14 protein-coding genes and 1 pseudogene are annotated in these 14121 nt (G+C 74.0%); 9 read left to right on the top strand and 6 right to left on the bottom strand.

From position 1 onward, the window contains the following. Window positions 1-1097 (bottom strand): dihydroxyacetone kinase subunit DhaK (locus tag GTW08_RS28500; protein ID WP_202417822.1); only part of this gene is annotated, 1097 nt, incomplete at its 3' end. A gap of 127 nt (window positions 1098-1224) precedes the next feature. On the opposite strand from GTW08_RS28500, the gene GTW08_RS28495 reads away from it, so the two are divergent. The 7 genes from GTW08_RS28495 (at window position 1225) to GTW08_RS28465 (ending at window position 8724) form a co-directional block, all read left to right on the top strand. Beyond that, on the top strand, window positions 1225-2301 hold the full coding sequence (locus GTW08_RS28495; protein ID WP_073574777.1) for an AAA family ATPase: 1077 nt from the start codon (window positions 1225-1227) through the stop codon (window positions 2299-2301). Then, entirely contained in the window at window positions 2298-3212 is a 915-nt protein-coding gene (locus GTW08_RS28490; RefSeq protein ID WP_073575296.1) for a DUF58 domain-containing protein, read from the top strand. The genes GTW08_RS28495 and GTW08_RS28490 overlap by 4 nt, the downstream gene beginning before the upstream one ends. Beyond that, window positions 3209-4198, top strand: coding sequence for a VWA domain-containing protein (locus GTW08_RS28485; RefSeq protein ID WP_073574778.1), 990 nt, complete (start codon window positions 3209-3211; stop codon window positions 4196-4198). The genes GTW08_RS28490 and GTW08_RS28485 overlap by 4 nt, the downstream gene beginning before the upstream one ends. Window positions 4199-4250: 52 nt before the next feature. Further along, window positions 4251-4961: a 3-oxoacyl-ACP reductase FabG gene (fabG, locus tag GTW08_RS28480; protein WP_073574779.1), complete on the top strand. Its 711-nt coding sequence runs from the start codon at window positions 4251-4253 to the stop codon at window positions 4959-4961. 71 nt (window positions 4962-5032) lie between these two features. Then, window positions 5033-5809 carry an enoyl-ACP reductase FabI gene (gene fabI, locus GTW08_RS28475; RefSeq protein ID WP_073574780.1) on the top strand — a complete coding sequence of 259 codons (777 nt, stop codon included), beginning with the start codon at window positions 5033-5035 and terminating at the stop codon, window positions 5807-5809. A 52-nt stretch (window positions 5810-5861) separates the two neighbouring features. Beyond that, window positions 5862-6908 carry a ferrochelatase gene (locus GTW08_RS28470; RefSeq protein WP_073574781.1) on the top strand — a complete coding sequence of 349 codons (1047 nt, stop codon included), beginning with the start codon at window positions 5862-5864 and terminating at the stop codon, window positions 6906-6908. A gap of 250 nt (window positions 6909-7158) precedes the next feature. Beyond that, a complete protein-coding gene (locus tag GTW08_RS28465; protein ID WP_073574782.1) occupies window positions 7159-8724 on the top strand; it encodes an alanine/glycine:cation symporter family protein in 1566 nt (521 codons plus the stop codon). 18 nt (window positions 8725-8742) lie between these two features. On the opposite strand, the gene GTW08_RS28460 is transcribed toward GTW08_RS28465, so the two are convergent. From GTW08_RS28460 to GTW08_RS32630, 5 genes are all read right to left on the bottom strand, one after another. Next, on the bottom strand, window positions 8743-9750 hold the full coding sequence (locus GTW08_RS28460; RefSeq protein WP_255497814.1) for an MsnO8 family LLM class oxidoreductase: 1008 nt from the start codon (window positions 9748-9750) through the stop codon (window positions 8743-8745). Window positions 9751-10443: 693 nt separating this feature from the next. Continuing rightward, window positions 10444-11406, bottom strand: coding sequence for a prolyl aminopeptidase (gene pip, locus GTW08_RS28455; RefSeq protein WP_073574784.1), 963 nt, complete (start codon window positions 11404-11406; stop codon window positions 10444-10446). A gap of 2 nt (window positions 11407-11408) precedes the next feature. Then, window positions 11409-12428 carry a site-specific integrase gene (locus GTW08_RS28450; protein ID WP_083658225.1) on the bottom strand — a complete coding sequence of 340 codons (1020 nt, stop codon included), beginning with the start codon at window positions 12426-12428 and terminating at the stop codon, window positions 11409-11411. Between the two features lie 4 nt (window positions 12429-12432). After that, a complete protein-coding gene (locus GTW08_RS28445; protein ID WP_304580063.1) occupies window positions 12433-13104 on the bottom strand; it encodes a class I SAM-dependent DNA methyltransferase in 672 nt (223 codons plus the stop codon). A gap of 2 nt (window positions 13105-13106) precedes the next feature. Then, a complete protein-coding gene (locus GTW08_RS32630) occupies window positions 13107-13235 on the bottom strand; it encodes a hypothetical protein (protein ID WP_255497813.1) in 129 nt (42 codons plus the stop codon). Window positions 13236-13281: 46 nt separating this feature from the next. Between GTW08_RS32630 and GTW08_RS28440 the strand changes: the two genes are divergently transcribed. Continuing rightward, window positions 13282-13605: a hypothetical protein gene (locus tag GTW08_RS28440; protein WP_073574785.1), complete on the top strand. Its 324-nt coding sequence runs from the start codon at window positions 13282-13284 to the stop codon at window positions 13603-13605. 198 nt (window positions 13606-13803) lie between these two features. Continuing rightward, window positions 13804-14121 (top strand): annotated as a pseudogene (locus GTW08_RS28435) (hypothetical protein); the annotation flags it as partial.

Raw genomic sequence — 14121 nt, 5'->3', positions numbered from 1 at the left:
GCACCGCAGGCCCGCGACCCCGGCGATCCCTCGAGCACCGCGGCCGGCGCGCCGGCCGCGGTGTCCTGCGGTGCGGCGGTGGTGCCGTGGTGCCCGGCGACCGCCCCGCGGCGGAACGCGGGGGTGTCGCACGGGGCGGTCCACAGCCGCTCCAGCTCGCCGGGGGCGTCGTCGAGCCAGAGCAGGGTCAGCGAGGCGCCCGCCATGTCGAAGCTGGTGCAGAACTCGCCGACCTCGGGGTCGACGACGGTGAGCCCGGCCTCGCCGAGCAGCCGGTGCACGGCGCCGTAGACGACGTAGAGCTCCTCGTACTTGACCGAGCCGAGGCCGTTGAGGATCGGGACGACGCGGTCACCGGCCCCGGCGGGCCGCTCGGCGAGCAGGCCGCGGACCAGAAGCTCGGCGAGCCCGGCCGCGGTGGGCACGTCGGTCTCGTCGATGCCCGGCTCGCCGTGGATGCCCAGCCCGACCGCCATCCGCCCGTCCGGCACGGTGAACAGCGGCGAGCCCGCGCCGGGCAGGGCGCAGCCGTCGAAGGCGACGCCCAGCGACCGGGTCCGCTCGTTGGCCAGCCGGGCGACGCGCTCGACGCCGTCGAGGTCGTGACCGGCTTCGCAGGCCGCGCCGGCGACCTTGAACACGCACAGGTCCCCGGCGATCCCGCGGCGCAGTGCCGGGTCGGCGGCGCGGGAGACGTCGTCGGTGACCACCACGGTGCGGCAGTCCACCCCGGCATCGCGCAGCCGGGCCTGGGCGGCGTCGAAGTTCAGGACGTCGCCGGCGTAGTTGCCGTAGGACATCAGCACCCCGCGGCCCCGGTCCGCCGCGGCGGCGACGGAGTGGATCTGCTGGGTCGAGGGCGAGGCGAACAGGTTGCCCATCGCCGCGCCGTGCGCGAGCCCGGGACCGACGAGCCCGGCGAAGGCGGGGTAGTGCCCGGACCCGCCGCCGACGACCAGCGACACCGTCGGCCCGTCGGCCTCGGTCGATCGCACCACCCCGCCCGGGACGGCCCGGAGCCAGCGCGCGGAGGCCGCGGCGAGCCCGGTGGTCATCTCGGCGGCGAAGTCGTCCGGGTCGTTGAACAGGCGCGTCATCGCGGTCCCCTCGTCCTGGCGGTGCGGAGGTCATCGATCCTATAGGAAGTAGGACTACCGCGACCAGGCCCGGCGGCCGCCCGCGCGTTTCACCGTCGTCACACGGGCCGCACGGTGGGATGGCTCGGTGAGCACGACTGCCTCGACCGGTCCGGACCCGATCACCCCCGCCCGCGACGCCGAGCGGCTCGAGCGTGCGGTGCTCGAGGTGAAGCGGGTGATCGTCGGCCAGGACCGCCTCGTCGAGCGGATGCTGGTGGGGCTCCTCGCGAAGGGGCACCTGCTGCTGGAGGGCGTTCCCGGCGTCGCGAAGACCCTCGCCGTGGAGACCTTCGCGACGGTCGTGGGCGGCAGCTTCTCCCGGCTGCAGTTCACCCCCGACCTGGTGCCCGCCGACATCCTCGGCACCCGCATCTACCGGCAGGGCCGCGAGGAGTTCGACGTCGAGCTCGGTCCGGTCGTCGCGAACTTCGTGCTCGCCGACGAGATCAACCGCGCGCCGGCCAAGGTGCAGTCGGCGATGCTCGAGGTGATGGCCGAGCGCAAGCTCTCCCTCGCCGGTCGCGACCACCCGATGCCCGACCCGTTCCTCGTGCTCGCCACCCAGAACCCGATCGAGAACGAGGGCGTCTACCCCCTGCCCGAGGCGCAGCGCGACCGCTTCCTGTTCAAGCTGATCATCGAGTACCCGGGCGTCGAGGAGGAACGGGAGATCATCTACCGGATGGGGTCCACCCCGCCGGTGCCCTCCCAGATCCTCACCCCCGAGGAGCTGGTCCGGCTGCAGCGCACCGCGGCGGACGTGTTCGTGCACCACGCCCTGGTCGACTACGTCGTGCGGCTGGTCGTCGCGACCCGGCTGCCGTCCGAGCACGGCCTGTCCGACGTCGCGTCCTGGATCGCCTACGGCGCCTCGCCACGTGCGTCGCTGGGCATCGTGTCCGCCGCCCGCGCGCTGGCCCTGGTCCGCGGCCGGGACTACGTGCTCCCGCAGGACGTGCTGGAGGTCGCCCCGGACGTGCTGCGCCACCGCCTGGTGCTGTCCTACGACGCGATCGCCGACCAGGTGCCGGTCGACCACATCGTCACCCGGGTCCTGCAGACCGTGCCGTTGCCGCAGGTCAGCGCCCGGCCCGGGGGAGGGCCCGAGGGCGCGTCGACGGCGTGGCCGTCCGCACCGGACGCCGGCCAGGGCCCGGCGTGACGGCGGGGTCCGCCGACCTCGTCCGGCTCGAGGCCTCCCTGCGGACCCTGGAGCTCACCGTCCGGCGCCGGCTGGACGGGCTGCTCCAGGGCAACCACGTCGGTCTGCTGCCCGGGCCCGGCACCGAGCCCGGTGACGCGCGGCCCTACCAGCCCGGCGACGACGTCCGCCGGATGGACTGGTCGGTCACCGCCCGCACCACCGCGCCGCACGTGCGCGAGACCGTCGCCGACCGCGAGCTGGAGACCTGGGCGGTGGTCGACCTGTCGCGCAGCATCGACTACGGAACCGCCCGCACCGACAAGCGGCACCTGGCGCTGGCCGGGCTCACCGCGGTCGCCCAGCTGACGACCGGCGGCGGGAACCGGCTCGGCGCCGTCGTCGCGAACGGGGAGTCGACGCAGCGCCTGCCCGCCCGCGGCGGCCTGGCGCACGCCCGCGGCCTGGTCCGCCGGGTCGCGACGATGCCGCCGGCACCCGAGGGCACCCGCGGCGACCTGTCCGGTGCGCTCGACGAGCTGCGCCGCCCGCCGCGCCGGCGCGGGCTGGTCGTCGTGGTGTCGGACTTCCTCGGCGAGCCCACCTGGGAGCGCTCCCTGCGGGCGCTCTCGGCCCGCCACGAGCTGCTCGCGATCGAGGTCGTCGACCCGCGGGAGCTGGAGCTGCCCGACGTCGGGACCGTCGTGCTCGCCGACCCCGAGACCGGGCGCCAGCGCGAGGTCGACACCACGCCGCTGCTGCGCCGCGAGTTCGCCGCCGCCGCCTCCGAGCACCGCGACCGGGTGGCCACCGCGCTGCGCCGCTGCGGGGCCGGGCACCTGACCCTGCGCACCGACACCGACTGGGTGGCCGACATCGTGCGGTTCGCCGTCGCGCGCAAGCACGCCGCTGCTCCGCGGAGGCTCGCGTGACGTTCACCGCCCCCTGGTGGCTGCTCGGGTTGCTCGTCGTCGCCGCGCTCGCGGTGGCCTACGTGTGGCTGCTGCGGCGGCGCCGTCGCGACGTCGTGCGGTTCACCAACCTGGAGCTGCTGGAGTCGGTCGCCCCGAAGCGGCCGGGCCGGTGGCGGCACCTCCCGGCGATCGCGCTGATCGCGGCGCTGGCGGTGCTCACCGTGGCGCTCGCCGGGCCGCAGGCCATGGCGAAGGTGCCGCGCAACCGGGCCACGGTGATGCTGGTGATCGACGTGTCGCTGTCGATGAAGGCCACCGACGTCGCCCCGACCCGGCTCGCCGCCGCGCAGGCCGCGGCCAAGCAGTTCGCCGACCAGCTGACCCCCGGCGTCAACCTGGGGCTGGTGTCCTTCGCCGGGACGGCGGCGGTGCTCGTCTCGCCCACGACCGACCGCAGCGCGGTCAAGAACGGCGTCGACAACCTGCAGCTCGCCGAGTCCACCGCGACCGGTGAGGCGATCTTCACGGCGATGCAGTCGATCGACACCTTCTCCCGCTCGCTGCAGGGCGGCCCGGACGCGGCGGGTGTGCCGCCACCGGCGCGGATCGTGCTGCTCTCCGACGGCACCCAGACCGTCCCGGGGCCGGACGGGGAGACCGAGCCGCGCGGCTCGTTCACCGCGGCCGCCGAGGCGAAGAACCGCGGCGTGCCCGTCTCGACGATCTCCTTCGGTACCAGCTACGGCACGATCGAGCTCGACGGCGGGCGCACCCCCGTCGCCGTCGACGACGCCTCCATGGAGCGCATCGCTCAGCTCTCGGGCGGCCGGTTCTTCACCGCCGCCACCGAGTCCGAGCTGCGCGCGGTCTACTCCGACCTGTCCGAGGAGCTCGGCTACGAGGAACGCGAGGTGGACGCGAGCAGGCCCTGGATGATCGGCGGGTTCGTGCTCCTGATCAGCGGGCTCGGCGCGGGCATCCTGCTCGGCAGGCGACTGCCGTGAGGGTGATCTCCGCTCGCGGGTACCGGCCGGTAGTGCGTTAGGTTCACCCCCCGTGGGACGTAGCGTGCTCGTGACCGGAGGAAACCGCGGCATCGGCCTGGCGATCGCACAGGCGTTCGCGGCGGAGGGCGACCAGGTGGCGGTGACGTACCGCTCCGGGAAGGACGACATCCCCGGCGGGCTGTTGCCGGTGCACTGCGACGTCACCGACGCCGAGTCCGTCGACGCCGCGTTCACCGAGGTCGAGGCCGCACACGGCCCGGTCGAGGTGCTGGTGTCCAACGCCGGCATCACCGACGACGGCCTGCTCATGCGGATGGCCGAGGAGTCCTTCACCAAGGTCGTCGACGCCAACCTCACCGCGGCCTACCGGGTCGCGAAGCGGGCCTCGCGCGGGATGCTGAAGGCCAAGAAGGGCCGGATGATCTTCGTCTCGTCGGTCGTGGGCCTCTCCGGCTCGGCCGGGCAGGTCAACTACGCCGCCTCGAAGTCCGGGCTCGTCGGCCTGGCCCGCTCGGTCGCCCGCGAGCTGGGCAGCCGCGGCATCACCGCGAACGTCGTCGCCCCCGGGTTCGTCGACACCGACATGACCCGCGCGCTGCCCGAGAAGCGGCGCGAGGAGATCCTGGGGACCATCCCGCTCTCCCGCTACGCCGACACCGGCGAGATCGCCTCGGTCGTGGCCTTCCTCGCCTCGCCCGGCGCCGGCTACGTCACCGGAGCGGTCGTCCCGGTCGACGGCGGCCTGGGCATGGGGCACTGAGCGAGGTCCGCGGAGCGGACATCGACGCCGTGCCCACCGGCCCGGGCACGCAGAACTCTCGAAAGGACGTCATGGGACTGCTCGACGGCAAGCGGCTGCTGATCACCGGTGTGATCACCGACGCCTCGCTGGCCTTCCACTCCGCCAAGATCGCCCAGGAGCAGGGCGCCGAGGTCGTGCTCACCGGTTTCGGCCGGATGCGGCTGGTCGAGCGGATCGCGATGCGGCTGCCGAAGCCCGCACCGGTCGTCGAGCTGGACGTGTCGGACCAGGAGCAGCTGGACTCGCTCGTCGAGCGGGTCACCCCGCACCTGGGCGACGAGCCCCGCCTCGACGGCGTGCTGCACTCCATCGGGTTCGCCCCGCCCGGCGCGCTCGGCGAGGGCGCGTTCCTCAACGCGCAGTGGGAGGACGTCGCCACCACGATCCAGGTGTCGGCGTACTCGTTGAAGTCCCTGGCGATGGCGTGCAAGCCGCTGCTCGGCCCGGGCAGCTCGATCGTCGGCATGGACTTCGACAACCGGCAGGCCTGGCCCGCCTACGACTGGATGGGCGTCGCGAAGTCCGCGCTGGAGTCGGTCACCCGCTACCTGGCCCGCGACCTGGGCCGCGACGGCATCCGGGTCAACCTGGTCGCCGCCGGCCCGGTGAAGACGATGGCCGCCAAGTCGATCCCGGGCTTCTCCGCGTTCGAGGACGTGTGGGACAAGCGTGCCCCGCTCGGCTGGGACATGAACGACCCGGTGCCGGTCGCCAAGACCGTGTGCGCCGCGCTGTCGGACTGGATGCCGACCACCACCGGTTCGATGATCATGGCCGACGGCGGGGTGCACGCCGTCGGCGTGTGAGCCGGTACCGGCCCGCGCGCGTCGGCGCGGGCCGGGGTCGATAATCGGGGTCGTGCCCGAACAGTTCGACGCGATACTGCTGCTCAGCTTCGGCGGCCCCGAGGCCCCCGACGAGGTCCGCCCGTTCCTGGAGAACGTGACCCGGGGGCGCGGTGTCCCGCCGGAGCGCCTCGACGCCGTCGAGGAGCACTACCAGCACTTCGGCGGGGTCTCGCCGATCAACGCCCGCAACCGCGAGCTGGTCGCGGCGATCGCCGCGCGCACCGAGCTGCCGGTGTACTTCGGCAACCGCAACTGGCGGCCCTACGCCGAGGACACCGTGCGCGAGATGGCCGAGGCCGGCGTCGAGCGGGCGCTGGTGTTCGCGACCAGCGCCTACGGCGGCTACTCCGCCTGCCGCCAGTACCACGAGGACATCTCCCGGGCCCGGGACGCGGTCGGCGACGCGGCCCCCGAGCTGGTCAAGCTGCGCCACTTCTACGACCACCCGGACTTCGTGCGCGCCAACGCCGACGCCGTGCGGACCGCGTGGGCCCAGCTGCCCGAGGACCGTCGCGAGGCGGCGCGGCTGGTGTTCACCGCGCACTCCATCCCGACCTCGGCCGACGCGGCCGCCGGGACCCCGGCCGACGGCGGGCACCGCTACTCCCGCCAGGTCGGCGAGACCGCGGCGCTGGTCGCCGCCGAGGTGGGCGTCGACGAGTTCGACGTCGTCTGGCAGTCCCGCTCCGGTCCGCCGCAGGTGCCGTGGCTGGAGCCCGACATCGTCGACCACATCGACGACCTGCACGCCAAGGGTGTGCCCGCGGTCGTCGTCGCGCCGGTCGGGTTCGTGTCCGACCACGTCGAGGTCGTGTGGGACCTCGACAACGAGGCGGCCGAGCGTGCCGCCGAGCACGGCATGGGCTTCGCCCGCGCCGCCACCGCCGGACCCGACCCACGCTTCGCCGACATGGTGGTCGAGCTCGTGCGGGAACACTCCGACGGCGTGCCCGCCCGGCGGCTGGGCACCGGCCCGTCCGCGGGGTGTACCCGCAACGGGGCGCCCTGCGCGGTCGACTGCTGCGTGCCGCAGCGGCGGCCCGCCCGGCCGAGCTGATCAGCGCCGCCGCACCCGGGCCAGACGGGCGGGGACCTCGACCCTGGTCCCCGCCGGCTCGCCGTACGACCCGGCCAGGCCGGCGGTCACGCCCTCCGGTAGGAGGCCGGTCCGACGGTCTCCACCGTCGGGAGATTCCGGGCGACCCCGACCTCGTTCGAGGTCGTGCTCCCGGGCCGAAATCGACGATCCGGTAACCGTTTGTCCGTATTCTTGTGATTCGTGCTCACATGGGGTGAGGTTCGGCTCCATGACCTCCGTACCGACCTCGGCACCGCCGCAACCCGGCGTGCTCGAGAGCATCGAGCTGTCCATCAACTCGGTGTTCGACCCGATCTCGACCGGGCTGTCGAACATCGTCTTCTACGAGGTGACCGTCCTCGGTGCCGACTTCCCGCTGATCGTGGGCTGGCTGATCCTGGCCGGGGTGCTGTTCACCCTCTACTTCGGGTTCGTCCAGTTCCGCAGCATCGGGCTCGCCCTGCGGATCGTCCGTGGCCGCTACACCCGGCGCGACGAGCCGGGGGAGATCACCCACTTCCAGGCTCTGGCCTCCGCGCTGTCGGGCACCGTCGGTCTGGGCAACATCGCCGGCGTCGGCGTGGCGGTCACGATCGGTGGTCCCGGCGCGACGTTCTGGATGATCGTCGCCGGGCTGCTCAGCATGGCCACCAAGTTCGTCGAGTGCACCCTCGGCGTGAAGTACCGCGACGTGCACCCCGACGGCACCGTGTCCGGCGGTCCGATGCACTACCTGCGGATCGGTGTCGCCGAGCGCATCCCCAACGCGTTCGGCCGCGGCCTGGGCAAGGTCCTGGCCGCCGGTGCGGCGGTGATGATCCTCTTCTTCGGCGTCGCCGGCGGGAACATGTTCCAGGCCAACCAGACCTTCGCCCAGCTCCGCAACGTCACCGGGGGCGAGACCGGTCTGCTCGGCAGCGGCGGCGCCGCGTTCGTCTTCGGTCTGCTGCTGGCCGCGCTCGTCGGGGCGGTCGTGTTCGGGGGCATCAAGTCCGTCGGTGCGGTCACGGGTCGTCTCGTCCCGGCGATGGCGATCGTCTACGTGACCGCATGTCTCCTGGTGATCGCCGTGAACATCGCGCAGGTCCCGACGGCGTTCGGGCTCATCCTCTCGGGAGCGTTCTCCGCGGAGGGCGTGGTAGGCGGTGCGCTCGGCGCCATGATCGTCGGTTTCCAGCGGGCGGCCTTCTCGAACGAGGCGGGCCTGGGCTCCTCGCCGATCGCGCACTCGGCGGTGCGGACGAAGAACCCGGCCACCGAGGGGTACGTGGCCCTGATCGAGCCGTTCGTCGACACCGTGGTCATCTGCACGATGACCGCGCTGACCATCGTGATCGCCGGTACGCCCTTCTGGCAGCAGGCCCAGGCGACCGCCTTCGCCAGCGGCGGCTCCGACGTGGCCGACGGCGTGCTCATCACCTCCGACGCGTTCGCCACGGTGCTGCCGTGGTTCCCCTACGTGCTCGCGGTCGCGGTGTTCCTGTTCGCCGTCTCCACGATCATCACGTGGGGCTACTACGGGCAGAAGGCCTGGACCTACCTGTTCGGCAGGAACATGGTGTCCGAGCGCGTCTACCAGGTGATCTTCTGCTTCTTCGTGGTCGTCGGCTCGGTGCTGACGCTGGGCAGCGTGCTCGACTTCGCCGACGCGGTGCTCTTCCTGCTCGCGTTCTTCAACATCCTGGGCCTCTACGTGCTGGCCCCGGTGGTCAAGAAGGAGGTCCGCGAGTTCCGTGCGAAGCTCGCCTCCGGCGAGGTCGCCGAGGTGGAACCGTCCGAGCGGGCGATGCTCTGATCCGTCGCGTGGGCCCGGTCAGACCCGGGCCCACGCCCGGGCGAGCAGCTCGTAGGACCGCAGGCGGTCGTCGAGAGTGGGGGCGACGGTCTCGACGACGAGCTCGTCGGCCTCCGCGGCCTCGACGATCGCGGCGAGACGGCGCGCGACGGCGTCCGCCCGGCCGACGACGCGGGTCCGCAGGCGGTCGTCCAGCGCGACGTGCTCGTCCGGGTCCAGCGGGGGGAGACCGGCCCGCTCGTCGGCGGTGGGGTAGTGGTGCGCGCCCGCGTCGAGGGCGAGCCCGCGCAGCCAGACGTCGTAGCCGGAGCCCAGTGCGGCGGCCTCGTCCTCGGTGTCCGCGGCCAGCGCCGACACCGCGATCGCGACGTGCGGGCGGTCCCGGTAGGGGCCCGGTACGAACCGCTCGCGGTACAGGTCGATCGCCTCGAGCACGGTGGTCGGCCGGGAGAAGTAGGCGACACCCATCGGCAGCCCGTTGCGCGCGGCGTACTCGGCGCTCTCGCCCGCACCTGCCGCGTGCACCCAGACCTGCGGGGTCACGGCGTCGAGCAGGTCGACCGGCGTGCCCTGCAGCCCCGGCTCCTTGCCGGCGAGCAGGCGCAGGAGCTGGTCGCAGCGTCCGGTGAAGGTGCCCAGGCCGCGTTCGAGCAGCCGGGCCTCGACGTGCGGGCGGTCGTGGTCGAGCCCGACGGTGCGCGGCGTGCGCGCGGCGACCGACCGGCCCAGCCCGAGGTCGGTGCGGCCACCGGACAGGGCGGACAGCAGCGTCGCGTCCTCGGCCAGGCGTAGCGGCGGGTGGTAGGCGACCAGGGTGGCGGCGACGCCCAGCCGGATGCGTCCGGTCCGGGCCGCGAGGTGCGAGAGCAGCACCATCGGGCTGGTCGATCCGAGCGCCGGGTTGAGGTGGTGCTCGCCGACCCAGTAGCGCAGCATGCCGAGCGACTCGACGTGGCGTGCGAGCACGATCGCGTCGGAGACGACGTCGGTGGCGGTTCCGCCGGGCCGGACCGGGTTCAGGTCCAGGCACGACAGCGGGATCGTGGACAGGGTGCACTCCTGCGACAGGCGGGGTGCACGGAGTCGGCACCGGGATCGCTCGAATCTAGAGCCGCTGCGGACAGAGGGTCAACGTGTCGGGGGTCGAAGCGCCGCGACTCACGTTGTCAAGGAATCATTGACGCCGGCGTGCGGTCAACCGAGCGGCGACACCCGCCGGCTGCGGAGCCGGGGGAGAGGAGACCGGCTCGCGCTGTCGGGCCGGAACGGCCGTGACCGGGCCGGCCGTGCCGGCGGTACCCGGCCGGCGCGAATCATCAGGCGGCCCGGTCCGGTCCGGTCCGGTCCGGTGCGAGGCCGGGGGCGCGGTCTGGCCTCGGCTCCCCGGCCCGGCCGGTTGTCGACGCCCGTGCCCGTGTGTCGTCAGGACACGTGGGCGTGCCGCCGGGAGTGGACGGGTTCTCACGTCGATCGCGTCCAGGGCGGAGGCGAGGGCCGTGCGGACGAGCGGCCGCCGGCGGCCCCCGGCTCGGCGTGACGTCGCAGTCTTCGCCGTCAATGAAACATTGACGCCGACGGATCGTCGACGAAACGACGACAACCGAACCGCCCGGACCCGAAGGGGCCGGCGCCGGCCGGACCCGAAGGGGCCGGCGCCGGCCGGGGAGGATCCGGTGGCCCGGCCCGGTGGCCGGTGTGCGGCGTGGTGCAGACGCCGGGTCAGCGGGGTCGGTCGACGGCCCGGTCGAGCGCATCGACGACAGCGTCGGTGAACGCCCCGGCGCCGCCGTGCCCGGCGTCGTCGATGATCCGCAGCTCGCTGCCCGGCCCGCGCCGGTGCAGGTCCCAGGCGATGTCCGGGGGACCGCTGACGTCGTACCGGCCGTGGACCAGGGTCCCGGGGATCCCGGCGAGCCGGGTCACGCCGCGGAGCAGGGCGCCGTCGGGGAGGAACGCGGCGTGCCGCCAGTAGTGCGTGACCAGCCGGGCGAAGACGAGCCGGAACTCCGGGTCCTCGTAGCGTCGGCTCGGTCGGTGGCCCGGTGCGAGGGAGACATGGGTGTCCTCCCAGCGGCACCACTCGCGGGCGGCGTCCTCGCGGACGGCCGGGTCGGGGTCGGCTAGCAGGGTCGCGTAGGCGTCCACGAGGCGGATGCCACGCAGGTGGACGGGCACGGCGCCGGCGAAGCGGTCCCACGCGGCGGGGAAGATCCGGCGCATGTCCTCGGTGACCCAGCGGATCTCCCGCTCGGTCGTCGTCACGACCGCGGCGAGGACGAGCGCGTCGACGCGCTGCGGGTGGGCCTGGGCGTAGGCGAGGGCGAGGGTGCTGCCCCAGGAGCCGCCCTGCACGATCCAGGAGGGGACGGCCAGCAGCTCGCGGAGCCGCTCGATGTCGTCGAGGAGCAGCTGTGTGGTCTGGGTGCGCCCCAGGTCGACGGCGGGGTCGGAGGCGAGCGGCCTGCTGCGGCCGCAGCCGCGCTGGTCGAGCAGCACGATCCGGTACCGCTCGGGATCGTAGTACCGGCGGGCCCCGGCCGAGGCACCCGATCCGGGGCCGCCGTGCAGGTCCAGCGCGGGTCGACCGTCGGGGTTGCCGCAGGTCTCCCAGTGGAGGGCCTGGCCGTCGTCGGTGGTGAGGGTGCCGGCGTCGTGGGGCTCGATCGGCGGGTGGAGGGGCACGGCTACAGACCTGCCAGCAGGGCGGCGGAGTTGTCCTCCCAGGCGTTGTCGATGCGGATGTAGGCGCCGACCGTGGCCAGGGAGCGGTGCCGGGTCTGGTGGGCGATGGCCCGGTCGGAGGCGCCGCGCTGGTGGGCGTAGGTGACGTGGCCCGCGCGCAGGGAGTGCGCCGACCAGGGGCCGGGGCCGATGTCGGCACGGGCCACCGCGCGCTGGACGATCTCGTTGACCGACTCCGGGTGCAGCGGCCGGTCGGTCACCCGGTTGCCGCGGGTGACCTTGCGCAGCACCGGGCCCTCGGTGATCCCGGCGGCGTCGAGCCAGGTCCGCAGCGCGGTGACCGGGCAGCGTGCGGACCGGTGCGCGTGCGGGAGGACGACGAGCTCGGGCTCGGTGCCGTACGGGTTGGTCTTGGACCGGGGGATCGACAGGACGCGGCCGCGCGGGTGGTCGGCGACGTCGGCGACGGTGAGCGCGGCCAGCTCGGAGCGGCGCAGCGCGGAGAAGAACCCGACCAGCAGCAGGGCCCGGTCGCGCAGGCCGGCGAGGTCGTCCTCACCCGGGCGGGTCGCGTAGCTGCGCGTGGTGGGGCAGGCGTCGACGACGTCGTCGAGGTCGGGGGGCATCAGCGGCCGGGCCTGGACCGGCGGGGCGCCGTGGGTGCGGCGGATGCCTTCCCAGACGGCGGTGACGCGGCGGGCGTCGGTGGGGTCGGGCAGGTCGCGCATGACGTGCACGAACCGGATCGAGGACAGCCGGCGGCCGATGGTCCCGACCTTCGCCCCGGCCCCGGCGAGCTCGGTGATGTAGCCGGACAGCGCCTCGGGGGCGGCAGGCAGCGCCTCGTGCCCGTGCCGGACGCACCAGCTGCTGAACTCCCGCCAGTCCGAGGCGTAGCCGCGACGGGTGTTGGCCGACCGGGCGGCCGCGACGTAGGCGGCCTCCTGCTCGGTCAGCGGGAGGTCCACCTGCGGCGCGAGCAGCTCGGCGCCGGGGACGCCGGTGGGGGCGGGGTCGGTCACGGGGTCATCCTGCCGGTCCCGGTGCCCGCGCCGTGATCACCACGCCCGGGCCGGTCCGCTCGTCGGGGTGCAGGAGGAGCTCGGCCTCGGGGTGCAGCCCGGCCCGCCCGAGGAGGTCGCGCAGCTGCTCGGGCCGCCACAGGTGGGTGGTCCAGCGGACGGGCACGCCGCCGTAGCACTCGGTGCGTTCGAGCTCGCCGTCGCCGACGTGGGTCGCCATGATCAGCCGCCCACCGGGGGCGAGGGCGCGGGTGAAGGAGGCCAGGACGTGCGGCAGGACGTCGCGGGGCAGGTGGAACAGCGACCACCAGCCCAGGACTCCGGCGAGCGAGGCGTCGGGGACCGCCAGCTCGGTGGCCGAGCCGACCGAGAACCGGCAGTGCGGGTACAGGCGCCGGGCGTGGGCGATCATGGCGGGGGAGAGGTCCATCCCGGACGCGTCGACGCCGCGCTCCACGAGGTGGGCGGTGACCTGCCCCGGCCCGCAGCCGACGTCGAGGACCGGCCCGCGGCCCGCGACGGCGTCGGCGAAGGTGTCCATGGCGGCCCGGAGCCAGGGGTGGGTGCGGACGTCACCGAGGCCGGTGGCGACGACCATGTCGACGTAGTTGTCGGCGACGCGGTCGTAGGAGTCGCGGACGGCGTCGAGGTCGGGGGGGCGCGGGACCGGGGGCACGGTCAGTGCCCGACCGCGGCGACGACGAGCAGTGCGGCGGCGAACGCCGCCGTCACCACCCGGCCCTGCCAGGTCCGCGGGCGCAGTCCCCACCCGGCCCGCTCCGGCCCGAACCACGGTGTCCTGCCCATCGCTGCTCCTCCCGCCCGGTTCCCGGCCAGGCTATCGTCGGGGATCGTGGCCCGGGTCTGCGCGGCTACGCTCGGCCTCCTCCGCCGCCGGGAGGGCCGGCTCCAGTACTTCCTCCAGCGGGGCCACCCCTGCGCTGCTGCGCACCGAGCAGGAGGCCTGTCCGGGGACTTCCTCGACCGGACCCCGTTGTACCGGCAGCTCCGGGCCCACTGGTCGGCCTACGCCGGGGGAGCGGCCGGGCCCGTCGAGCACCTGGATCTGCCCGCCGCCGGCCGGGCGGGGAACAGCCACATGCCGATGACGGACACCGACAGCGACGTGGTCGCGGCGATGATCGCGCAGTGGTTCGGCGCCTCCGCGCCGGCCTGACCGCACACCCTCCACCGCCCCGGCGGTCCCCCTCCACGACGGTGCCCCGTGTGCTCCCGCGCGCCCCGGCGTCGGTCGGAGCACCCATGGCGCGGACAACCCGGGATTCTCTGCATTATCCCGTGTTGTACAAGTTCAGATTAACAAACCTGAAACCAGGTATCAGTTCGTATAACCGGAACCGCTAGCATGGTCGGCGTGACGGACACGGTGGTGCGGTGCGGATACAGCCGGTGCCGGGCGGAGCTGCCCCCGCCCGGGCCGCAGGGCGGCCGTCCGCGGTCGTTCTGCCGGGACACCCGGTGGGAGCAGGGGCGGACGTGCGCGCAGATGGCCCGCGCCGAGCGGGAGGCCCTCGGTGCTCTCGGCCTCGACACCGGGACCGGGGCGTTCGCGCTCGACGCGGACCGGCTCCGCGAGCACGTCGGCGCGCTCGCCGGGCCGGTGGCCGAGCTGTCCGGGGCGCTGACCGCTGTGCTGGACCGGCTCGACGAGATCGAGCGCGACGCCCTGGCC

Source organism: Pseudonocardia sp. SID8383, assembly GCF_009864975.1.
GTDB classification, from domain to species: Bacteria; Actinomycetota; Actinomycetes; order Mycobacteriales; family Pseudonocardiaceae; genus Pseudonocardia; species Pseudonocardia alni.
Note: the sequence above shows the minus strand (reverse complement) of the source record. Positions and strands in the feature narration are given on the sequence as shown.

Bases quoted from the DNA above. Each gene is read 5' to 3' on its own strand.
- fabI (WP_073574780.1), top strand. From the start codon at position 5,033: ATGGGACTGCTCGACGGCAAGCGGCTGCTGATCACCGGTGTGATCACC.
- GTW08_RS32630 (WP_255497813.1), bottom strand. From the start codon at position 13,235: ATGGGCAGGACACCGTGGTTCGGGCCGGAGCGGGCCGGGTGGGGACTG.
- GTW08_RS28465 (WP_073574782.1), top strand. From the start codon at position 7,159: ATGACCTCCGTACCGACCTCGGCACCGCCGCAACCCGGCGTGCTCGAG.